This window comes from Dysgonomonas mossii, from assembly GCF_004569505.1.
In the GTDB taxonomy this organism is placed as follows: Bacteria; Bacteroidota; Bacteroidia; order Bacteroidales; family Dysgonomonadaceae; genus Dysgonomonas.
Genome location: NZ_SPPK01000004.1, coordinates 400,423 through 425,877, shown reverse-complemented (window position 1 = coordinate 425,877; position 25,455 = coordinate 400,423). Strand labels below are relative to the sequence as shown.

Below are 25,455 nucleotides of genomic sequence, written 5' to 3'. Positions count from 1 at the left end.
TTGTATTTGTTCAATCAAAGAATAGTTGTTAGAGAGTTAAAGGAGTAACAATTAATATATCTCCTTCTATACCTACAACCTTCACTAATGAGCCGTTTTTGATTTCATCAACGCTGTTGGTGATAGCTGAAAGTTCATGAGTAGAACCCCTAACACTAATAAAGACCTTACCTTTTCCTGTTTTTGCCGCAGGAATAGAAAGATAAACATCTGCGGTTTTACCTATTGTATCTTCTATTTTAAAGCTATTATCTTCTGATAGTTTTAGTAACGCTCGCATGATAAAGAAAAAGAATGCAATGAAGAGTACTCCTACCAGAAACGCGACAATAGCTAAAAGAATATTGTTTTCTATAACATTGTAAAGTGATACTCCAGCCCATCCAAATCCGAGAAGAAAATTAATTAGGTTTCGAAGAGAAAAAAGCTGAAAAGGAGAATCTCCGCCATCTAGATTTCCATCAAAATCTGCATCAACACCTGTATCCGCATCGGCTCCAACAAAGGTCATTATTGTTTGTATAATAAATATTACACTCGCTCCGATGGCTATATACCAATAAAACTGTTGAGTGCCATCCATATTAGCAAAAAACTCTTTCATTATAGGTTTTAGTTAATGGTGTTAATTATATTTAAGCTTTATACAAATATATAATTTTTTCGCTAGAGAATTGACTCTAAAGGCATGTTTTTAAAATAAAAATTCCGTGAAACTTAAGATAATTTCACGGAATCTGATAACACTTGATTCTACATTAAACTCAATTATTCCAAATGTATAGGCTTTCCTTGGTAGAAATCTAATATTTTACTTCTAAAAAGGAAATCATACTTCGCCTGAATCTGTTCTGATCTACTTGTCAATAATTTAGTTTTCGCTTCATTAAATTCAAAAACAGTAGATTTTCCTATTTCATATCTTTCTTGTGCATACTTGAAAGATTCTTCCGCTGCATCGTAGGCCTTATCTGTAGAGCCGTATTTAGCCTGAGCAGCGACAGCACTCTGATATGCTTGTTGTATTTCCTTGTATAGAGCAAGTTTTACATTGTCTAAAGCTAGAGTTTGGTTTTCTATGCTTAATCGCGCGCTACGCACTTGATTACGTGTTTGGAAGCGATTGAAGATCGGGATATTCAGAGAGAATCCTATATATTTAGTCTGATTTTGACTAAGTTGTTTAGATATGCTTTCCTGATCTACCCCTTTTTTATAAATACGATCAAATCCCGTACCATAGCGCATAGTCATATCTAAAGTAGGATAGTATCCTGACTGAGCAACCTTTAATAATTTCTGAGAGCTTCCTAGCTTATATTGAGCCTCTTTAACATGGGGTTTTGTTTCTAATGCCATAGTGTAAACCTGATCGGGTGGTATTATACTAGAAATATTATCATATACAACATCTCCTAAATTAGGTTCTTCTATGTCAAAATCTTTAGTTGTTGGCAAATTTAGTGATTGTAACAGATTTAGAAGAGATAAATCAAGGTCGTTATTTGCCATAGTCACATTCAGTTCATCTTTAGCTAACTGCGCTTTGATATCGTACAATTGTGATGACGGAACCTTTCCAGCTTCAAGTAACAACTGTGTGCGCTCTACTTGCTGAGAACTATAAGATACTTGGTCTTTATATGCCTTTAGGATTTCTTTTTTGAAAAGTACATCTAGATATAACGATACTACTTGTAGTTCTAGATTTTCTTTTGCTTTTTTCAATCCTTCGACTGCAGCTTGCAAATTCAATTCATCCGATTTGATTTGATTTGGAATACGGAATCCTGTAAATAGAGGTACAGATGTTGATATACCAAAGCTGGTAGACCCTGTATTTCCTGTTCCTACAGCATTTGTTGTGGTTCTGATAGAACGACCAAAGTTAAAATCTTGTCCAATATTTCCGTTTAAATTTGGAAGGCGACTATTCTTTGATGTGCTCAAATCTATTTCTGCACTTTTTACATTCAGAGATTGTTGTCGAAGGTCAATATTATTCTCTACTGCATAATCAACACACTGTTTCAATGTCCACTTCCCGGTTCCTTGAGAAAAAAGTGGAGTTTTTACTTGTACAGGTTCTACCGAGCGTTCTTCTGATATTTTAGTTGAATCTGCCGTCTCATCTAAGGTCTTTTCAGAACGAGGTTCAGCCTTTTCTACATATGTCCTTTTTCTTACCGTTTGTGCTTGTATTGTAAAACAGAAACTTAATAGGACACAGAGTGTTATTGTTTTTTTCATAATTGTATATATTATCCTATCGGTCTATTTTTGAGCCGTTTTTTTAGATTTATCTGAAATTTCGTTTCCTCTGATCTTATCTCCCTTCTTCAACCCGGATTTTACTTCTACTTTTATTCCGTCAGATAATCCTGTAGTAATTAGTTTTTTATCAAATAATTGTTCTATAGAATCTTTTAGCACATAAACATACGCAGAGTCATTACTGAATGTTATTGTACTTTCCGGTATAGATAATACTTTCTCAGCCTTAGATAATACGATTTCAGCATTTGCACTGTATCCGGCACGAATAAGTACTGTATCAGGTATACGAGCAGCAGCTTTTATTTCAAACAAAATCGCTCCGTTTTCTTCAACTCCTTTTGGTGCAATATATTCCAGAACAGCATCAAATTTTTTGTTTTCTATAGCACCTACAGATAGTTTCATGGGCATACCCGTATGTATACGTCCGACTTCGGTTTCGTCTACTTTTCCAATAAAGATCATATCGTTCATGTTGGCTACACTAGCTATAGTAGTACCATCATTAAATGTATTGGCCTGAATAACAGAGTTTCCGACTTTAATAGGAACATCTAGTATCATACCAGTAATAGTAGATCTGATCTGAGTATTACTATATTGTGCTGTTTTTTTAGAAATCCCATTTTTTACAATATCTAAATTATCTTTAGAGTTATCGAGTTCTTCTACAGCTTTTTTGTAGTCTGCCTCCGATTTATCCATCTCTTCCTTGGCTATTACACCTTTACCAAAAAGCTGTTTCTGTCTGTCGTATTCCGCTTTTATCTGGTTCAGGTTGATGCGAGCAACATTAACTCTCGATTCTGCACTATTCAACTGAGAAACCTCTGGTATTACTTTTACCGTAGCGATAATTTCCCCTTCTTTTACAAAATCACCGGCTTCTTTCAGCACCTCCGATACAATCCCGGAAATCTGAGGCTTGATAAGAATTTCATCACGGGGTGATACCTTACCTGTTGCTACAGTAGTGTTTTCTATATCTCCCGATTCTACAGTTGATATTTCATAAACAATCTTCTTCGGTTGTGATTTTCTAAAAAGAAAATATAATGTACCAACGAAAATTAATCCGATAAGTACTAGTCCAATAATTTTTAAAGCTTTCATATTATTTAATTTTCTATTTTTTATTCTTTACAGTAAATTATTCTTCTCTGATAGCATCGATTGCTTTTATGCGCAGTGCTCTCATTGCAGGCATCAATCCCGAAAGTATACCCGATACGATCAATACTCCTAATGCAGCTATTGCTGTCCAGAATGAAACTAGCGGTGGTATGAGAAATACGTCATCACTTATATTTTTGCTCATGACGTAGCTGATGATTTCTATGAGTGCTATTCCTGCAAAGAAGCCTGCAAATCCGGCGATTGTCGTTAAAACAAAGCTTTCACTTAAAATTTGCTTCACTATTGTTATTGGCTTCGCTCCGATAGCACGTCGCACTCCAATTTCGCGGGTTCGTTCACGTACTGTTACCAGCATAATATTACTGATACCTATAATGCCGGATAACAAAGCTCCTATTCCCACAAACCATATAAGGAAATCAATACCTAAAAATAAGTTGTTGAAAATCTGAAACTGTTTTTCTATATTAAAGCTACCTACGGCTTTTTCATCGGTAGGAGATATGTCATGTGCTGTTTTTATTATCGCTGTAACCTCTTCTTCTACCACAGAGGCTGGATAACCTGGTTTAGCCGTACATGCCATAAAATATACTTTGTCTCCTTGGTTAAAGGCCTGTTGCATTGTAGAGAATGGAATAAAAACCGTTGATTCTACATCTCCGCCGATCGACATGTTCGACTTAGGACGAATCACTCCAATTACTTGAAAGTATATTCCATTTACTCTAATATATTGTCCTTCGGGATTTTCCCCCGGCTGAAATAATGTTTCATAAACCTCTCGTCCGATTACGCATACTTTGCGAGTGCCCGCTATATCCAATTCGTTGAATACCCGTCCCATGAGTATGTGCTGTTGTTCTATATTGAAATGATCGGGATATATACCTCTTGTTCCATACGATCCTGATTTTCGTCCACGTACAACATTTTTATCTCCGCTATTTCCAAAGAGTACAGGAGAAATATATTCCACAGATTGGGCTTTCTCTCTGATCAGCGTAACATCTTTTCTGTTCATCGACCAGAAACGTCCTTTACGGAATCCTTTATACGGTTCACTGGTGACATCTGTCCAAAAGAAGCAGGAGTTGGATGCAAATCCGCTTACGTTTTTCATGATACCACCTTGAAAGCTATATCCGATACCTATAAGGATAATAAGCATAAAAATACCCCACGAAACGCCTATGCAAGTAAGAAAACTTCGAAGCTTATTTCGAGTGATCGTTACCCATATTTCTTGTAAATTATCTAAATCAAACATGTTCTGGTTTTTTTATTATTCGGCTCTCATCGCTTCTATTGGACTCACTTTTGTCGCTTTCAGGGCAGGTATAAGACCAGCAATTGTTCCTGCGACAATCAGAACCACTGTTGCCCATATTACAGTGGATAAATCTACTGTAGGATCTTTGAATATTGAAGGACCATCCGATGGTGCGTTTGCCATAATTGTACTAATTCCTTCTGTTATACCAACCCCAATGACTATACCAATATAGCCTGCTACGGTAGTGATCAGTATAGATTCAAAGATAATGAGCTTGAGTACAGAGAAAGGAGTAGCTCCTATTGCCTTTCGAATACCGATTTCTTTAGTTCGTTCTTTTACCGTTATAAGCATGATATTTCCTACACCAACAATTCCCGCTAATAATGAAGCAATTCCGATGACAATGATAAAAGCAGTGATAATAAAGAATATACTTTGTGCTTCCAACATGTCTTCTGCCGTATTGCGAACATACAATGCAGATCTGTCGGCCGCGTCAAAATTATGGAGTGTTCCCATTCGTTGGCGGAGCCTTTCTACAAATTTCTCGTTTGCTTCTTTGGTTGGCAATCCGACTACGGTAAAATCAATCCTGCGAAAACCATAACCTTTGTTATATAGCATCTGGGCTGTTGTGAAAGGAATATAGCCCGGAGGGTTGTTGTCATAGATATCTTCATTATCGTAAACCCCAATCACCTGATAAGCTATATTATTATCAGCAATCACATATTGGTCTATAGGATCTTTATCTTTAAATAATACCTTTTTCATATCGGGGCTGAGAACTATCACTTTGCGGCGATTGTCAACATCCATTTTATTGAGAAATCGGCCATTTCCATTTGCAACTTTCAGATTATTGATAATAGAAGCATCCTGTGACACGCCGTCTATATCCCACGAACCATACTCTTTTTCATAAGATAGAGTTACTCTTTGGCTCAACCTAACAGAGACATATTCTACCTCTGGTATCTTATTTCGTATTAGATCATAATCTTTTTGATCAAATTTTATTTGTCTATTCGTCGGAAGGCCCTTGTAAGCCATTGAAGTCCATCCGGGCCACAATGTAACAGAGTTTTGTGCCCTGCGTGAAAAGTTTGAAGTAACACCATTTTTCAACCCATTACCTGCAGCCAATAAGATTATAAGCATAAAAATACCCCATGCTACAGCAAAACTGGTCAAAAAAGTGCGTAACTTATTTTTGCCGATTGTAGAAAATATTTCGCGTATAGAATCAAAATCAAACATAAGTAATCCGGGTTTACATTGCTATTATTGGGTTCTCATTTACTTCTATCGAACCTATAATTCCATCCTTTATATGGATAACTCGATCTGTAGCATCAGCCACAGATTGCTCATGGGTTACAATAAGCATGGTTATACCGTCGTCGTTATTGATCTGTCGAAGTAATTGCATTACATCTCTTGAGGTCTTACTATCCAAGGCTCCTGTAGGTTCATCGGCCAGTATTATCTGGGGTTGGGCTATTAGAGCCCGGGCAATTGCGACACGCTGTTTTTGTCCTCCTGAGAGTTCATTAGGCATATGGCTCGCATGTGACGCTAGTCCCATCTTATCCAGATATTCCATAGCTATACTATTACGTTTTTTTCGAGAAACTCCCTGATAATATAGCGGTAACGCTACGTTTTCTACAGCATTTTTGAATGTAATCAGGTTGAAGGACTGGAATATAAAACCAATCTTCTTATTTCTCAACTCAGCTGCTTGGGTTTCACTCAAATTTTTGATTAGGACATTATCTAAATAATATTCACCGGTATCATAGGTATCCAGAATGCCGAGAATATTAAGCAAGGTGGATTTCCCGGAACCGGAAGCTCCCATTATAGAGACTAACTCACCTCTTTCCACATCCATATTAATCCCTTTCAATACATGTAAAGGCGATTTTCCCCAATAAGTTTTGTTTAAACTATTTATTCTTATCACGTTCGCTGTTGTTTATTATATTTGAAGAACCTACTGCCACACAGAATTAACTTTTGATAAAGTTTCACGACATTGTATCTAGAAACATTTACTATATATGTCGTTAAAAATTAAAAAAGGTTACACCTTTTTGATATTTTAACATTAAAAAATTATATAATTCTGTAATTAGATGATATAAAGATGAATAATTAAATTTAGAAAATACAACTTTTGCTTATAAATTTATTTTTTTGATATGCTTAGGGAGCCTTGTATTGCTAATTTTTTTCAGAAGAAAGCATATTTGAAATAAATCATAGAATCATATATTAAATAGAAAGATAGCAGGCATGGTATGCGATAAAATTGGAGTATTTTCATCTTTTAAAAAATCTAGAATATTATTCATATACATTTTGTCAATAGAAAAATATTATTTTTCTTTGCAAATATTTTCCAATAGCAAATATTTTAATGGAGTCAATTTGTAAACTAAAAAACATATATAAGTCTCTTTATACTTTTGAGAAAGAGTTTGCCGAAAAGAATAATATAACCATTAACGAAGGGATGGTTTTATGTTGCATGAAGGATGAGAAGCCAAGAACAGCAAATGAGATTTGTGAATTTGTGGGGTTGTCTAATTCCAGAGTATCACGTATAATAAATACTGTAGAAACAAAAGGGTATATATTGCGAGAAATGGGTTCTATAGATAAAAGGCAAATGATTTTTTCCTTGACAGAGGAAGGGAGAAAGAAAATAAAAGAAATGATGAAACATGAAATTAATTTATCTGCATTGATAAAAGAACTGGTAGAAATATCAGCATAATTTTTTAATCACATAATTGCTAATAACAAATATTTACAATATAAATTATGAAAATACTTATAATTGGAGGTGTGGCAGGTGGTGCAACAGCAGCTGCACGACTCAGAAGAATGGACGAAAATGCTCAGATTATACTCTTCGAAAGAGGAGAGTACGTATCGTATGCCAACTGTGGACTTCCTTATTATATTGGCGGTACAATTAGTGAACGAGACAGGTTGTTTGTACAAACAGTAGATGGTTTCATCAATCGTTTTAATATAGATATCCGTGTAAGATCCGAAGTGACAAGTTTCGACCTGAAAGATAAAACAGTAAAAGTCCATGATATTGCAGCCAATAGAGATTATACAGAAAGTTATGACAAACTAATAATATCTACAGGAGCAGAACCTATCAAACCTCCAATGCCGGGCATAGAAGACAGTCGTATATTCTCCTTAAGGAATGTACCTGATATGGATAAAATAAAAAGCTATATAAACCAACATAAGCCCCGAAGGGTTGTGGTAATAGGCGGTGGTTTTATAGGCTTGGAAATGGTAGAAAATCTACATGATGCAGGATTAGATATAACGTTGATTGAAAAGAGTAACCAAGTAATGGCTCCAATCGATTTTTCTATGGCTTCTATTGTACACCGGCACCTTATTCAAAAAAATGTATCTCTTTTGCTCGAGGAGGGTGTTGCACAGTTCGAATCAATTGAGCATGGTATAAACGTCGTATTGGAAAGTGGAGGAAGTGTTACTGCAGACATGGTTATATTAAGCATCGGAGTTCGTCCCGAAGTAAAATTAGCTAAAGACGCAGGCTTGCAACTTGGCTCTATGGGAGGCATCAAAGTTGATGACTATATGCAGACGTCAGATAGTAGCGTATATGCTCTAGGTGACGCTACTGAAGTGTTTAATCCGATTATTAATAAACATACTTTAGTTCCGCTAGCCGGTCCGGCAAATAAACAAGCTCGTATAGTGGCCGATAATATTTTAGAAGGGAATAAGTATATATATAAGGGTACTATAGGAACTTCTATCGCTAAGGTTTTTGATCTGACTGTCGCAGCAGCAGGAGCTTCTTCAAAATTACTAAACAGAGAGAAAATAGAGCATATATCATCATATACGCACGGAAGTTCGCATGCAGGCTATTATCCGGAAGCACTACCATTATCGATCAAAATAATTTTTTCTCCTAAAGATGGCAAATTGCTGGGAACTCAAGTGGTCGGTTATGATGGTGTTGATAAACGTATTGACCTATTTGCTCAGATTATAAAAAAAGGAGGTACAATTTATGATCTTCAGGAGATAGAACACGCTTACGCTCCTCCATACTCGTCAGCCAAAGACCCCGTAAATATGGCCGGATTTGTAGCAGAGAATATTTTAAAAGGGAAAGTAAATATTATACAATGGCGTGACATCCTCAACGTAGATAAAACAGAAGCTATGATCATAGATTCACGTACAAAGGAAGAATATGATTTTGGACATATTGAAGGTGCAATTAATATACCAGTCGATGAGATTAGAAGTCGTCTAAATGAAATGCCGAGAGATAAAAAGATTATAGTTTATTGCGCTGTTGGATTACGTGGGTATATTGCCTCGCGGATTCTTATGCAGCACGGTTATACAGACGTTTATAACCTTTCGGGAGGATATCGAACTTACTCTTGTGCTATTGCTGATAATACAACGAGTGAAGGTCTTTGTGATACACTTATTAAAGATGATGGAGAGATGGAAAATAAAGAAAGTGCAATGATTAAAACAATCAAAATAGATGCTTGTGGATTACAATGTCCTGGTCCGATTATGCAATTGAAGAAAAATTACGATGAAATAAATTTAGGCGACCGCCTCGAAATCAGCGTTACAGATCAGGCTTTTGGTGAAGACTTAAATGGCTGGTGCCGTATGGTTGGCGCAAAACTAGTAAGTATGAATAACTCCGGTGGGGTAATAACTGCTATTGTAGAAAAGATAGCAAAAGAAAATGCTTCTTACACCACACCAGCTATCGCTAGAGATAATAAAACGCTCATAGTATTTAGTGACGATTTGGATAGAGCTCTAGCTTCATTTGTGATAGCTAATGGTGCAGCAGCTACGGGTAAAAAAGTAAGTATCTTCTTTACATTCTGGGGTCTTAATGTAATAAAAAAGGAGAAAAAGCCTACTGTAAGAAAAGACTTTATGGGAAAAATGTTTGGCATGATGTTGCCATCCAGCAGCAAAAAACTAGGCCTATCTCAAATGAATATGGGAGGGATCGGTAGTAAAATGATGCGTAGTATCATGAAAAATAAAAACGTAGATAGCCTTGAAAGTCTTATGCAACAGGCTTTAGATAATGGTGTCGAATTTATTGCATGTTCTATGTCGATGGATGTAATGAGTATAAAAAAAGAGGAATTAATAGATAATATTACGATTGGTGGTGTTGCCGCTTATCTCGATAGAGCAGAAAATGCAAATGTAAATCTATTCATTTAATATTTTTATATATATAAGACAAAACCCGAATTGCTCTTCTCTCACCTGATCTATTTATTCTGGTGAGAGGGGAGTTCTTTTTATGTTTTTGCACCTATACAAAAAGAAAGTAGATATAATATCCTTAAATTAAAAAACAATAAATTTCATAGATTTAGATTCCTTCTCAGATAATTTGTAGGGGCTTTATTCTTTGTTCAATAATTATTTTTATTTGTTTAGTATAATATATTTATATAAGTTTGTGGCTTGAGACTATAAATATATTTTTTCTTTAACATTGACTTTACATACATTACTAATGTTTTGCCTGGATAACATTTAGTAATCAGATAAAATAATGGGGTCTATACTAAATAGATTAGAATCAGAACAAACGACAAAACTACTGAGAGAATATTCCATTTCGGCTATTATCGGTTCCTTAGTTGTTGCCATCTACAATATTGTGGATAGTATCTATATTGGACATGGGCCTAATTTAGGAGATCATGCAATTGGTGGGCTAGGAATCGTTTTTCCTATAATGACATTCTTTACTGCATTAGGAGCATTCGTCGGTACAGGTGCTGCCACTCGTTTTGCTATTTATATGGGTGAAGGTTGCAAAGATAAGATGGATAGAGCACTAGGTAATGCTCTGGTTTTGATAATACTATTAACAGGATTCTTCGTTCTTTTGACCTATATCTTTATCGATCCACTATTACATATAATCGGAGCAACACAAGACACTTATCATTTTGCTCGCGAGTTTTTAATCTATTATCTACCGTGTTGTATCTTTCTTAATTTAGGGTTCGTATTGAGCAGTGTTATGCGTGCTTCGGGTTATCCTCAAAAAGCAATGTATATTATGCTGCTTGGTGTTATTCTAAATATCATCCTTGCACCTATTTTCATTTTTATATTCGAATGGGGGATGAGAGGTGCTGCAATTGCCACTTCAATAGCAGCGTTTATCTCCTTCGTTATCTTTATGATTCATTTTCTTGAAAGAAATAACACATTAACACTACATAAGCATAAGTTAAATCTAGATAAAAAAATTGTATGGGCTATAATGAGTATTGGTGTCTCTCCATTTCTTATGCAAGTAGCAGCTTCCATTGTTGTCTTTTTTATAAATAACAGATTAAGTACTTATGGAGACAGCATTGCCATAGAAGCATATGCCATAGCCAATAGATTAAATCTTATTATTGTACTTATTATTGTTGGTTTGACACAGGGGATGCAACCTATAGTTGGGTACAATTATGGAGCTAAAAAGATAGAAAGAGTTATATCTACAGTAAATCAGGCCATAAAAGCCGGCGTCGGTATCGGATTTCTCGGTTTGATAGGTGGATTATTCTTTTCAGATATTGCAGTCAGGCCATTTAACCCTACTTCTGCATTGGCGAGTAAAGCTTCCGGAGTTTTAAAAATAATAACGATTGTATTACCTCTTAGTGGGTTACAAATGGTCATTTCTAATTTTTTCCAATCTATAGGAATGCCCACGAAAGCAATCATGCTAAGTCTAACACGGCAATTTCTTTTTCTAGTACCGTTGTTGTTTATTTTACCTCTTTTTTTTCAATTGGATGGGGTCTGGATTTCAATACCATTAGCTGATGTTGCATCAACAATATTAGCTGTTATTATTTATATTGGGCAAATACATAAACTTAAAGAAAAATATATATATATGCAATAGATTAGATAATAAAACAAGAAAGACAAACAAAAACAAACTACAACTATTTAATAATGCAACATTACAAAGAGCTACTTATCGTATCTCCTTTCGAGATACCGAATACTACTTTAGCTTTAGATACGATCAAGACCGGTGCATATCCCGTATTGCATCTTGGTCGGAATCTGCAAAAAGCACAAGAATCCTTAGATATTATGAGTGAATCTACAACAGAATCTTTTGGGGTTTGTTTTGTAGATGATACTACATTAAAATTAGACCTTCCACCGAATGTAAGCAGAGTGATTTTTCCTGCTGGTATGGATATATCTGTAAGCGAAAATATAGAAAAATTATGTCAGGTACATTCTTTAGATGAAGCTGCAAGAGTAATAGATAGCGGTATCAGTAATATTATCGTAAAAGGAAATGAAGGAGCGGGAAAAGTGTCAGCGCAGTCCGCATTCATCCTTTTCCAAAGTATAGCGAATAAATATTTAAAAAAAGGAATAAATATTTATATACAAGGAGGAGTCGGTATACATACTTCTGCCGCTTGTTTAGCTTTAGGAGCGAAGGGGGTTATTCTGGATAGTCAGATTTCCTTATTTCCTGAATGTGGATTAACCAAAGATCAGAAAAATATTTTTAGTAAACTGAGTGGGAGTGAGACTACTGTAATTGACAATTTCAGAATATTGTTGAGGAAAAATTCTCCTAAATTACCTGTCAACACTAAATATTCGGATATTATACCATTATTGGGAGGATTAGATATTAATAAGAATATCTTACCTATGGGACAAGATATTTCATTATCTATTGACTTTGTAGAAAAATATAAAAACCTTAACACTTTCGTTTCTAGTTTCTATGAGGCTATATACGGTCATATACAGCAAGCAAAAAGACTGCAAACAATCAAATCAGATAGTAAACTCGCAAAAAGTTTAGGTATAAAATACCCAATAGCACAAGGTCCAATGGCCAGAGTAAGCGATGTCCCTGAATTTGCTTGTAGTGTAGCTGATGCGGGAGCATTACCTTTTATAGCCATGAGTATGACGACCGGAGATGCTGCCCGCAGCCTGATAGCAGAATCTAGTCGGTTACTCAACGATAAAGTCTGGGGCGTGGGGCTACTCGGCTTTATTCCTACAAAACAACGCGAAGAGCAAACGAAATATATATTGGAGTACAGACCACCCGTGGTACTTATCGCCGGAGGAAGCCAAGCTTTGGCAAAACCATTTGAAAAAGAAGGTATCAAAGCTTTTATTCATGTTCCATCTCAAACATTGTTGGATATATTTCTTAAGGAAGGGGCGAAGAACTTTGTATTCGAAGGACGTGAAAGTGGGGGACATATAGGCCCTCTTTCCAGCTTTATCTTATGGGAAAGACAGATATACAGATTACTAAAAGAAGATAATCTGTCTGCATTTAGTGTCTTTTTTGCGGGTGGGATACATAATGCATTTTCTTCTGCGTTCGTATCTATAATGTCTGCCACACTCGATGCTAAAGGTGCTAAAATAGGGGTGTTAATGGGGTCTTCATATCTTTATACAAAAGAAGCCGTAGAGACAAAAGCCATCCTCCCTGAATTCCAAAAGTTGGCGATTGAAGAAAATGCAACAGTTATTCTGCAAGCTGCCCCCGGACAAGAAACACAATCTCTAAAATCTCCATTTACAGAATATTTCGGTAAGGAAAAAGAAAAACTACAACGGCAAAACCTAGATAGTAAAGAAATTTGGATCAGATTAGAGGAGCTTAATCTTGGTCGTTCAAGAATTGCAACCAAAGGCATTGAACGTATAGGGACTGATCTTGTAAAATTGAACGAGGAAGAGCAAAAAGAAAAAGGTCTTTACATGATAGGACAAATAGCAGCTCTCAATCAAAAAGAAATGACTCTGTATGAATTGCATAAGCATGTAGCTGTAGATAATAACGAGCTACTTTCTCAACTGCCCGATATTGCTTTGCCAACATCAAATACACAACCATTAGATATAGCGATTGTCGGAATTTCGGGTATTTTCCCCGATGCGCATAATATTGAAGAATATTGGAGAAATATCGTTCTTGGCAAAAATTGTATCACAGAGGTTCCCGATAGCCGCTGGAATAAAGATCTATATTATGATTCAAATTCTACTGATACAGATAAAGTGGTCTCGAAATGGGGCGGATTTATCCCATCGATAGATTTTGATCCTCTTGAGTTCGGAATGACACCTCAATCACTTGCGTCTATAGAACCGACACAATTACTGAGCCTTTTGGTGGCTAAGCAAGCATTAACAGATGCAGGATATGAAAACCTGTCCGAAATTGATTTAGAAAACACTTCCGTTATATTCGGTGCAGAAGGAGCAACAGAACTAGCGGCAAGTTATGGTTTCAGAGCCTATGCAAAACAGGTTTTTGGAGAATTACCAGATGTATTGAAAAATTCCCTACCTCGCCTTAATGAAGATTCTTTTGCAGGAGTATTATCAAATGTAATATCTGGTAGAATAGCCAATCGCTTAAATCTGGGGGGACGTAACTATACAGTAGATGCAGCCTGCGCTTCTTCTCTTGCAGCATTGGATCTGGGCTGTCAGGAGTTATTCTCCAATCGCTCTGATATGGTACTTTTAGGTGGAGCCGACTTACATAACGGAATCAACGACTTCTTAATGTTTTCATGTACGCATGCATTATCCCGTAAAGGTTACTCTGCCTCATTCGATGCAGATTCGGATGGTATTGCCTTGGGAGAAGGCATTGGCGTTTTAGTGCTGAAACGGTTAGCTGATGCTGAGTGTGATGGAAATAAGATATACGCTGTTATCAAAGGAATGGGAGGTAGTAGTGATGGAAAAAGCCTGGGAATGACCGCTCCAAACAGAAAAGGACAGATAAAGGCATTACAAAGAGCTTATCAGAATGCAGGAATTTTACCATCACAGGTAGAAATGATAGAGGCTCATGGCACGGGAACAGTAGTAGGAGACCGAACAGAACTGCGAGCATTAACAGATATGTTTCTTGAATCAGGCGCCATTAAAGGTCAAACATTACTAGGTTCTGTAAAGACACAAATAGGACATGCTAAATGTGCTGCAGGTATTGCTGGCGTTATCAAAGCAGCCCTGTCTATCTACTATAAAGTTCAACCGCCGACATTGCACCTGAATAAACCAAATCCTTATTATGATAAGGACAGCAGTCCTTTTGTGTTTAATTCTCACTCGGGATATTGGGACAGTGAAAAAAGAATTGCAGGAGTTAGTGCTTTTGGTTTTGGCGGAACCAATTTCCATGTAGTGATGGAAAATCATAAAAAAGAGGAAGAACATAATAGCAGTTTACCTCTATGGTCATCAGAACTATTTGTATTTCGCGGGGATTCACTAATAGAAGCTAAACAACAATTACAGAAAATAAAAGAACTGCTAAGCTACAATGATACAATCAATATTAAAAATATCGCTTACAGTTTGGCTGTAAACAGCAAGAAAGAAGTTCAAGTATCTATAATTGCTAGTGATTGTAAAGAATTACAAAATAGAATTGATGCAGCACTTGCCGCAAAAGAAGAATATGGGATTTATTTTAAAAATGCGAAAGAAGGAAAGATTGCATTTATGTTTTCCGGACAAGGTAGCCAAAGAGTAAATATGGCTCGGGATATGTTTGTTGTCTTTCCCGCAATGCGTCGCTTACTTACTAAACATAAAGAATATGAGAAGATACTATTTCCATACTCAGCCTTCGATGAAGAAACGCGTAAAGAGCAAGAGGAAGTTATCACCGATACACGAAATGCCCAGCCATTATTGGGTATTGTAGATTTTGCTTTTGCTGAGTTTCTTAAATCACTAGGTATTATTCCTGATATGGTAGCAGGTCATAGCTATGGAGAATTGGCGGCTTTATGTTTTGCCGGTGCTTTTGATGCAGAAGAGCTAGTACCATTAAGTCATAAAAGAGCTTTATCTATATTAGATGCAATAGAAGAAGACAAAGGAAAGATGATAGCCGTTAGTCTTCCCGAAACAGAGATAATTACGCTACTGGATGGTGAAAAGGATGTATGGGCTGTGAACTTCAATTCTCCGAAACAAATAGTCCTAGCCGGTTCTACCGAAGGAATCAATTCTTTTATGCGAAAACTAAGTAATAAAAATATTGCGTATAAAGAACTTAATGTTGCATGTGCATTTCATAGTCCTCTTTTGCATAAATCAAGAGAGTTGTATGCCGATGTGTTACAGAAGGTTGACTTTAAGACTCTAAATATACCTGTATGGTCTAATACAACAGCAGAGTATTACCCTACAGGAAAACAAGAAATAAAAAACCGATTATCGGAGCATCTTATTAAACCTGTACTTTTTACCCGGCAAGTTGAAAATATGTACAATGAAGGAGCACGTATATTTATTGAAGTTGGACCGGGTAGAGTTCTTACTGGACTTGTACAATCCATCTTAGGGGATAAAGTCTCTGCTTTTGAAACAGAAAATAAAAGTTTCAATGGAGTAACTTTCATCTTGCATACTATTGCAAAATATTTGTCGACAGGAAGATCTGTTGACGTTGAAAAACTCTTTGAAAAGCGCAATACATCGATAGTAAACATTGATAAGCCTGAACAATATAAGAAGAGTCCTATTGTTTGGCATATTAATGGTCATAATGCTATACCTACTGATGGACGAATGCCTTCAACAGGAGCATATCCGATAACACAACCTATAATGAACTTAGAAAACATGACGAATAATCTAAATAATAATTCCACTTCAGGACTTTCATCCTCTGATCAAGTAATATTAGAGTATCTGAATAGTATGAGAATGATGCTGCAAAGCCAGCGTGATGTTATGCTGGGCTATTTAGGTCATACTCCCAATAATATATCAACTCCAATACAAACGAACTCTGTACAACAAGTACAAGTGTTACCGATGAACACTTCTTCACAACAGGTAGAGCAGAGACAAGAACCTGTGGGCATAAATACTTCTTCTTCTAAATCGGCTGGAACATCAACACAAGCCTTATTTATAGACGATATTAAAGGTCTATTACTCGAGACCGTTAGCGAAAAAACGGGCTATCCGATCGAAATGTTAGGTCTTGACTTAGACTTAGAAGCAGATCTGAGTATAGACTCTATCAAACGAATGGAAATTATTGGATCATTGAGAGAAAAACTTAATATATCAGGGAGCATGGAAGATGCTGAAGATACAGTAGAAAAGCTTGCCTCTGTAAAAACTCTTAATGGTTTGATCGATTGGATTAAGGAATTAGCCAATCCAAGTATCAGTCAGACACAAGGTGCAATTATACCAGATGTAGTTCATTCTGTTGCTCCTATTCAAACTCAAGCCGTGACAATTGATGACATTAAGACTTTGCTTCTTGAAACCGTTAGTGAAAAAACTGGTTATCCAGCCGATATGCTTGGTTTGGATTTGGATTTGGAAGCTGATCTAAGTATTGATTCTATCAAACGTATGGAGATTATAGGCTCATTGAGAGAAAAACTAAATATATCCGGTAGTATTGAGGATGCTGATGATACAATTGAAAAACTAGCTTCAGTAAAAACTCTTAATGGATTAATTGATTGGATAAGAGAGTTGGCTAATGGTGTTGAGAATAAAGATTCTATATCCCAGTCTCAAATAGAACAGATAGCAGTAAAAGAAAGTGATACCATTGAGGGTGAATTGATAAGAATGAGTTTTGAACTTGAAGAAACAACCCTAAACTCCGAAAATAATAAAATACAAGGAAAACGGTTTGCCCTTACTGATGATGGTTGTGGATATGCTCAAAATATAAAAGCATCAATAGAGGGAAATGGAGCTATTGTTGACTTGATACAAGGAGATGAGAATCTTACTCAGTATGATGGCCTGTTGATATTCAACTCTTCGACATCACCTCGAAAATACAGTATCAAAGAAGTGTTTAGTATGATCAAGAATGTAGATCTTGCTAGGATTAAATGGGTGTATACATTCAGTGATGTACTTGGTAATATTAAAATGACCGAAGGGGTATCTAAGTTGAAAGAAATTCAAGGCTTCCCAGGACTGATAAAGAGCCTTGATCATGAGTTCCCAACAATTAATTTCCGGGCAATAGTATCACATTCTATATTCGAACCAAATCTTCTATCTCAAATTGCTGTAGATGAATTATTAACACAAGATGATGCTTATACAGAAATAATCTATAAGGATAATAAGAGATATTTTGCAAAACCTAAACCTGTCACTCTTGTCAAAAATGGAAGCTCTCATTTTTCTCTCGACAAAGATGCTGTAGTTGTTGTGTTTGGCGGGGCACAAGGGATTACGCCGGAGTTGATTAGCGAACTATCAAAAGAATATCCCTGTAACTATATTCTTGTAGGACGTTCAGATGTTCCTACAGAAGAGTTTGATAAGTATAAATCATTGGACTCGAAGGATAAGATACGCAGATATCTGATCACTGAAGAAAATATGAAATCTCCCGGCGAAATAGAGAAGAAAGTACAAAAGATATTCAAGACTAATCAGATAAATCAAAATGTTGCAAAAATAGAACAAAACGGAGCGAAAGTAAAATATATATCCTTAGATATAAAAAATGAAGAAGAACTGAGAGATTTTATCAAAAAAACATATGATACCTATAACAGAATAGACGGAATATTTCATGCTGCAGGTTTGTTGGACGATAAATTATTTATACATAAAACCTTTGAATCTTTCTATAAAGTGTATTCTACCAAAATTACTCCACTGCATGTCTTATTGGATGAACTACGTTCCGACCTGAAACTTTTTGTAATGTTTAGTAGCGTTGCATCAGCTTATGGAAACAAGGGACAATCGGATTATGCTTCAGCAAATAGTGTTTTCGATCATATTGCTCCGATCTTGAATGATAAAATTGAAGCCAGGATACTAACTATCAATTGGGGACCTTGGAAAGGAACCGGGATGGTGAATGAAACACTAGAAGTTGAATTCAAGAAGCGTGGTGTTTCGTTGATCCCTCTCAAGAAAGGAGCTGAATATTTTGTAAATGAGCTTAAATATGGAAAAGAGAGCCATATACTGGTAATGGGTGGAGCAGATGATGTAAAAAGCTTTTTAAATAATTGACTCAGAAGTGGAAAATAAAAAAGATATAGCAATAGTAGGAATGTCTTGTTTTGCTCCTGAAGCAAGTAATTACACTGAGTATTGGAACAATCTTATCAATGGGGTAGACTGTATTAAGGATGTTCCTGCAGATAGATTGGATCCTAGATATTTTGATGAGACAAAGACTCCGGCTGTAGATCGATTCTACTGCAAACGAGGAGGTTTTATTCCGGATATATTATTTGATCCCATGCAGTTTTCTATTCTACCATTGGCTGTAGAAGGAATGGATACGGCGCATCTTTTAGCATTAAAAAGTGTTTATGAAGCGTTGGAAGATGCATCGGTCTTTGAAAAAAATATATCCTTAAAGAAATGCGCATTGGTAATAGGAAAAGGAGCGTATGTGGGATCTGCTATATGGCGAGCTATGGATATTGTTCATGTCAGTCATCAAATAACAGAAGCAGTAAAAAAAGCATTACCCGATTTGTCTGATGAAGAACTCGACAAAATAAAAGAACAGTATCAAGCGTCACGAGGGCGTTATCAGGCGGATTCTATGCCCGGGCTTATACCCAATCTGATAGCATCCCTTATTTCTAATAAGTTAGATATGCAGGGACCGTCATATGTAGTTGATGCAGCTTGTGCCAGCTCTTTGATTGCATTGGATCATTGTGTGAAAGAATTAGAAAGTGGAAGATGTGATATTGCAGTTGCAGGGGGAGTTCATGTTGGTCATAATGCTCCGTTTTGGAGTATTTTCTCACAACTTGGAGCTCTATCTCATAAACAACAGATCTGTCCATTCAGCGAAAATGCGGATGGTCTACTGATTGGTGAAGGTAGCGGTTTCGTTGTTCTAAAAACGCTGGATAAGGCTATTGCAGACAAAGATCGTATTTATGCAGTCATCAAAGCGGTAGGAGTGAGTAGTGATGGATCAGGAGTTGCCGTAATGGCTCCATCAGTAAACGGACAAAAACTTGCTATAGAAACAGCCTGGGCTAATAGAGATTTAGACAAATCTAAAATTGGTTATTTAGAAGCACATGGCACTGCTACAATGATAGGGGATAAGACAGAGTTACAAACTTTATCAGAAGTGTTTCCAAAAGAAGAATGTGACAAAGATGTACTGATCGGTTCTGTAAAATCTAATATTGGTCATGCTATGCCTGCCGCAGGTATTCTTGGTCTGATTAAAACAGTTTTAGCTTTATATACTAGAAAAATTCCTTCAACATTACATTGTGAGCATCCATTAAAAGGGATAGAAAATACCCGTTTCAGACCTGTACAGCAACTACAGGATTGGGATGAAAATAATTACCCATTAGTTGCTGGGGTAAATGCTTTTGGTTTTGGAGGAATAAATGCACATGTGATCTTAGAAGCATATGGAGATAAACGATCTTTAGACGATGATGTTGAGAAAAGCCCATTTCATGATAAAGTAATAGCGATTAGCTCTACCTCCAAAGAAGAGTTAATAAAGACTTTACGTAATGGACAAACAGCATCTTTTAATCAAGACGGTGACTACCGTTTGGTTCTATTCAACCCAACACCTGATAGGATAGAAAAAGCTATAAAGTTTATTGAAAAAGATTTAATATGGAAAGGGCGTCAAGATATTTGGTTTACAAATAAACCACTTATAAAGAATGGAGGAAAGATTGCTTTTATGTATCCGGGTTATGATCCCGGAGTGAATCCTGAAATAGAGAGCCTGATTAACTATTTTAAATTTTCTTTACCTGAAGAGGAATACAAATCAACAGAAAGTAAAATTATAGACAATGTCTTAAGATTGTATCGTATCAACAAAGCGATGGATATGTCGTTGAAGGTATTAAATATAAAATCAGATATGAATGTCGGACACAGCTTAGGTGAATGGTTCGGCGTGGAAGCATCAGGTATGGTATCAGGTAAATCAATCAAAAAACTTATCAACTGCTTAGATGCGAGTCAATATAAAATAGATGGTGTTTTCTTTATTGCTGTCAGTGTAGGGCGGGAGAGGGTTAAGAAGTATCTAGACTCAATACCTAATCTTTACTTGTCTAATGATAATTGTCCGAATCAAGTATTATTATGCGCTACCGAAGATGCTCTTAATAAGTTGTCCGAATCTCTTAGACAGGAAAAGATTTTCTTTCAGGTTTTACCATATCAATCTGGATTTCACACTCCTTTCATAAAAGACAGGCTTGATCTGCTTGAGGATTCGTTTAAACATCTCGAATTCCTTGATCCGAGTGTGCCAATGTGGTCATCGAATACATTGGAACCTTATCCAACCGAATCTCATTATATTAAAGCATTATCAGTCAAACATCTTATAGAAAGTGTAAGATTTAGAGAGCTTATTGAAAAACTCTATGATGAGGAAAATGTGCGCGTATTTATTCAGGTCGGAGGAGGAAGCCTTGTCGGATTTGTTGATGATATATTGGTAAACAAACCCTATAGTTCTATATCTGAGGTCAGCACACAAAGAACTACATTAGAGCAATTGAGACGCGTGATGGCATTGCTTTATATAGAAGGTCGGAATGTTGATATGTCTTTTCTTAATGTAGAGAAACTGAATAAGAAAAAACAGAAAAAAGGAATGAATCTACAAATGCTCATGGGCTTTCAATCAGACTTTCCTCTTTTGAGTGGACATGTCCGAAATCGTCTACAAAAAACGACTTCTGTTGATTTTGACTCATTAGCAATGGAAACTTCTCATCCGATAATGTCAGCTCTGAATGAGAATATCAAAGAGATGGCACAAATGCAGATGGAACTAGCCGGACTATTAAAGGAAAGGAATATAAACTATAAAAATATCTCTGCTAATACTCAATCTCAAGTCACGAATACCATTTCTCCTGTTATCGAAAAAGATTTAAAACCTACCATTATAAGAAATGGGGCCAAGACAGGATCAACATTTGAAGAAGATTTATACGTATCATTAGATACACACCCTACACTAATAGGGCACTCATTAGTTAAGCAACCGGCAAATTGGAACTATGTGGAAGACTTAAACCCTGTAATTCCAATGACTATGACCTTTGAGTTGATAGCTGAAGCTGCACATAGACAGGATTTGTCAAAAAAGATTGTAAGAATTGGACCTATCAGTGTTTATCAGTGGATGGAAGTTCATACACCCTTTGTCCAGAAAATAAATGGTGTGTGGAAGTCTGATGAATTACTTTCTTTAAACATCAAGCATTATGCATCGGGCGAGGTTACATTAAGAAACTCATTTTCTAAGCCTGATTCATATTATGAAGATTATATTGATCTGGGAGAAGATATCAGACCATTACCTACACCAGAGCAAATATATGAAAAGTATATGTTTCATGGAATTGAATATCAGGGAATAGAAATGGTTACAAATGTCACAGAAAAAGGTATAAGATCTTATATAAGAAAAAAGGCAGGCAAAGGATCTCTCCTTGATAATATGGGGCAAACTTATGGTTTGTATTTACATCTTATTCTGGATATAAACTATATAACCTTTCCTGTAAAAGTTCAGGAAATTACTTTTTATCAAGATATGCGTGATCAAGAAGGATTATTTGAATGTATCTGTTTGAGTAAAACTATTGATAAAGACTTTACGACAGCAGAAATGATACTGAAAAGAGAAAGTAAAGTATGGTGTATTGTCAAAGGCTGGCAAAACAGACGATTTGAGTTTGATAGTTTGCTATGGGAGATGACTTTGAATCCTGGAAAAAATTTTATATCGCAACAAATCGCACCTGGAGTATTTTTATCGGAAAGTATATATAATAAAACAGGTGTTTTAGAATTTCTTAGAAAAAGATACTTAAATCAGCCCGAAAAGAAACGACAAGCTTCTCTGCCTCTAAATAAGCGGAAAGATTATCTTACTAGCAGGATTGCTCTTAAAGATAGTTTAAGGTGGTATGTTCAGAATAAGAGTGGTAAATTAACATACCCAATTGAATACTTTATAAAATATGATGATTATGGCAAGCCTTATGTGTATGGTCTAGAAGAAACAAAAGGATTAGAGATTTCTTTAGCTCACAAAAATGGAGCCAGTGTGAGCATTGTTTCAGAAAAATCTGTTGGTATTGATATTGAAACAATAGAGGAACGTACAAAAGACTTTTTGGAAATTTCATTCACCCCTTACGAACTCGAATTGATTAAAGATAAGGATATCACAGAATGGAGCACTCGTTTTTGGGTAGCAAAAGAAGCTTATGGAAAAATGTTAGGCGTGGGACTTCAAGGGAACCCTAAACGATATGAAGTAAAAAGAATAAATGAAGACATTCTTTTTATTGAAGATTGTGAAATAAAGATATTTAAATATAAAAACTACATAATAGGATGGACACAATAATCGTAAAAGAAGAAAAAGATCTGGTATTTGAAGTTTTGCATCAGTTTATTTCAGATATAATAGGTGCAGATATAGCAGAAGAACTTGATATAACTCAAAATAGTAAATTTACAAAAGATCTGGAGATGGATAGTATTGAGCTTGTGGCTTTTGCTGAGAAAGTTAGAATTAAATACGGGACGGATATAGACTTTACAAAATGGTTGTTAGCAATGGATCTTGATCAGATTGTAAAGTTGAATATAGGAGATATTGTAAACTTTATTGTTGATGGCAATCATTCAGATAAATAACAAGAAAATCCATGTATTGGAAATGAATCGTGAAGCATCTCAGGCTATTGTGATGATTCATGGTATGTTTACCAATATGTCAGTATTCTACTTTAACATAGCCCCCGAACTGGCTAAACATTTTCATGTTGTATTATATGATTTGCAAAGTCACGGTCTGAGTGAACGTGTTGACTGTGGATATAATCTTGAGGCGATGTCTGATGACTTGATAGCTCTACTTGATGTTCTGAACTTAAAGAAAGTACACTTGATTGGATACAGCTATGGTGGTCTTATAGCCTTAAAAACGGTAATGCTTTACTCTGATAGGGTGGAAAAACTAAGCCTGATAGAGTCTCCCAAGCCGGACGAAGGTGATGCTCCTGAAGTACTCCAAAAATATGGGAATAAATTTATAGATCAGTATTTGAATAACTATGCTGAGTCCACATCTTTACAGCCCGGAAAAAGGCAGATTGAAAAGAATAAAAAACTCTATGAATACTTATTCAACCATACTTCAATTAAGGAAGATTTTGATATAGATAATAATTTGTTTGATATATTATCTACCAATTCTATTAAAGTGCCAACCTTATTATTATATGGCTCTGATTCGGATTGTTTATTAGCCGGAAATCTATTGAAAGAAATTATTCCAAATTCTTATTTATTAGAAGGTAGTGGCGATCATAACTTGCCTATTCAAAAACCACAATGGATTATTGAGAAACTATTAGAATTTATCAAATGAAAGGCAGATTTTTATTTATAGTTCCGCCACTTACAGGTCACGTTAATCCTACCTTAGGTTTGGGGACTGAATTGCTTAAAAATAAACATGATGTGGCATGGATAAGCATTGATCCTCAATTAGAAGAAAGAATACCCAACGGCGGCACATTTCTTTTACTCGATGCTGATATAAGTGAAGCCGATAAAGAACAGATAAAAAATGAAATTCTGAAGCTAGGCAAAAAAGCTGTTTATGGTCTTGATAGCTTGAAGTTCCTCTATGATGAGGTATTAATTCCAATGAATGCGGGCATGCTTGATGGCATAAAAAAACTTATTGATGCTTATAAACCTGACATCATTATTAATGATCATCAGATATTTGCTGCAGCAGTAGCTGCAATACAAAAGAATATACCTTATGTAACATCTGTAACTGCTCCGGCGGCAATAAAGGTAAACGAAGCTTTACCGACGATTCATGAATGGGAAGGAGATCAGATTATAAAGTTTCAAAAGAGTGTAGGGCTTAATAGCGATAAGCGTTTAGATTGCTCCAAATTACTTACAATTGTATATACTTCTAAAAAATTATTTGGAGAATCTAACTTAGATAATTATTACCAATTCGTAGGTCCAGTAATCAATAGAGGAGATTTGACCGATGATTTTGATTGGCATAAACTTCAATCAATGAATGATCTTCCTAAAATACTAGTCACAATAGGAACAACATTTGATCACAACCTCAAACGACAATTTCTAAGGAAAGTGACAGAGGCTTTCGAGAATGATATGATAGGAATCGTAATTGTTTCCGATCCTGAGTTGTTTGACTATATGCCTCAAAATTTTATAGTATGTAGACGCATTCCACAACTTAAACTTATCCCTCTAATGGATGTTTTAGTATGCCACGGAGGACACAATACTGTTTGTGAATCATTGTCATATGCCAAACCTTTGGTTGTTTTACCTATTGCCTATGACCAATCCTATGTTGCAAGCACAGTTGTAGATAGCGGATCAGGAATACGATTAAACTTCAATCGATTTAAGGCACAGCAATTGAAAGATGCTGTCAACGAAATTCTCCATGACAAGAAATATTCAGAAAATGCCCAGGCAATACAAAAATCATTTGAAGAAGCGGGAGGCGTTGCTAAAGCAGTAAAATTATTAGAAAATATACTTACAAAACAAATAGGTCTATAACCTTAAAATAGAATTAA

At 35.8% G+C, this 25,455-nt stretch carries 14 protein-coding genes; 8 read left to right on the top strand and 6 right to left on the bottom strand.

Annotated elements, in window-relative coordinates; genetic code table 11:
- Positions 1–28 precede the first annotated feature (28 nt).
- From E4T88_RS13800 to E4T88_RS13775, 6 genes are all read right to left on the bottom strand, one after another.
- On the bottom strand, positions 29–604 hold the full coding sequence (locus E4T88_RS13800) for an NfeD family protein (RefSeq protein WP_135106399.1): 576 nt from the start codon (positions 602–604) through the stop codon (positions 29–31).
- A 164-nt stretch (positions 605–768) separates the two neighbouring features.
- Positions 769–2,250, bottom strand: a complete 1,482-nt coding sequence (locus E4T88_RS13795; protein ID WP_135106397.1) for a TolC family protein — start codon at positions 2,248–2,250, stop codon at positions 769–771.
- 24 nt (positions 2,251–2,274) lie between these two features.
- Positions 2,275–3,390 carry an efflux RND transporter periplasmic adaptor subunit gene (locus E4T88_RS13790; protein ID WP_135106395.1) on the bottom strand — a complete coding sequence of 372 codons (1,116 nt, stop codon included), beginning with the start codon at positions 3,388–3,390 and terminating at the stop codon, positions 2,275–2,277.
- A 37-nt stretch (positions 3,391–3,427) separates the two neighbouring features.
- Positions 3,428–4,684 carry an ABC transporter permease gene (locus E4T88_RS13785; protein ID WP_135106393.1) on the bottom strand — a complete coding sequence of 419 codons (1,257 nt, stop codon included), beginning with the start codon at positions 4,682–4,684 and terminating at the stop codon, positions 3,428–3,430.
- A gap of 15 nt (positions 4,685–4,699) precedes the next feature.
- Positions 4,700–5,953, bottom strand: a complete 1,254-nt coding sequence (locus E4T88_RS13780) for an ABC transporter permease (protein WP_135106391.1) — start codon at positions 5,951–5,953, stop codon at positions 4,700–4,702.
- Positions 5,954–5,966: 13 nt separating this feature from the next.
- Positions 5,967–6,662: an ABC transporter ATP-binding protein gene (locus E4T88_RS13775; protein WP_135106389.1), complete on the bottom strand. Its 696-nt coding sequence runs from the start codon at positions 6,660–6,662 to the stop codon at positions 5,967–5,969.
- Positions 6,663–7,118: 456 nt separating this feature from the next.
- Between E4T88_RS13775 and E4T88_RS13770 the strand changes: the two genes are divergently transcribed.
- The 8 genes from E4T88_RS13770 to E4T88_RS13735 all read left to right on the top strand — a co-directional run bounded on the left by E4T88_RS13770 (position 7,119) and on the right by E4T88_RS13735 (position 25,438).
- Positions 7,119–7,478 (top strand): MarR family winged helix-turn-helix transcriptional regulator, encoded by a 360-nt coding sequence (locus E4T88_RS13770; RefSeq protein ID WP_135106387.1) that lies wholly within the window; start codon positions 7,119–7,121, stop codon positions 7,476–7,478.
- Between the two features lie 47 nt (positions 7,479–7,525).
- Positions 7,526–9,982, top strand: coding sequence for a DsrE/DsrF/DrsH-like family protein (locus E4T88_RS13765; RefSeq protein WP_135106385.1), 2,457 nt, complete (start codon positions 7,526–7,528; stop codon positions 9,980–9,982).
- Positions 9,983–10,322: 340 nt separating this feature from the next.
- Complete coding sequence (locus E4T88_RS13760) at positions 10,323–11,684, top strand: MATE family efflux transporter (RefSeq protein WP_135106383.1); 1,362 nt, start codon at positions 10,323–10,325, stop codon at positions 11,682–11,684.
- A gap of 53 nt (positions 11,685–11,737) precedes the next feature.
- Positions 11,738–18,835, top strand: coding sequence for a type I polyketide synthase (locus E4T88_RS13755; RefSeq protein ID WP_135106381.1), 7,098 nt, complete (start codon positions 11,738–11,740; stop codon positions 18,833–18,835).
- A 7-nt stretch (positions 18,836–18,842) separates the two neighbouring features.
- Positions 18,843–23,213 (top strand): type I polyketide synthase, encoded by a 4,371-nt coding sequence (locus tag E4T88_RS13750; protein ID WP_135106379.1) that lies wholly within the window; start codon positions 18,843–18,845, stop codon positions 23,211–23,213.
- Positions 23,201–23,506, top strand: a complete 306-nt coding sequence (locus E4T88_RS13745; RefSeq protein WP_135106377.1) for an acyl carrier protein — start codon at positions 23,201–23,203, stop codon at positions 23,504–23,506. The genes E4T88_RS13750 and E4T88_RS13745 overlap by 13 nt, the downstream gene beginning before the upstream one ends.
- Positions 23,484–24,242 carry an alpha/beta fold hydrolase gene (locus tag E4T88_RS13740; protein ID WP_135106375.1) on the top strand — a complete coding sequence of 253 codons (759 nt, stop codon included), beginning with the start codon at positions 23,484–23,486 and terminating at the stop codon, positions 24,240–24,242. Before E4T88_RS13745 ends, E4T88_RS13740 begins: the two co-directional genes overlap by 23 nt.
- A complete protein-coding gene (locus E4T88_RS13735; RefSeq protein WP_135106373.1) occupies positions 24,239–25,438 on the top strand; it encodes a glycosyltransferase in 1,200 nt (399 codons plus the stop codon). The genes E4T88_RS13740 and E4T88_RS13735 overlap by 4 nt, the downstream gene beginning before the upstream one ends.
- Positions 25,439–25,455: the final 17 nt, after the last annotated feature.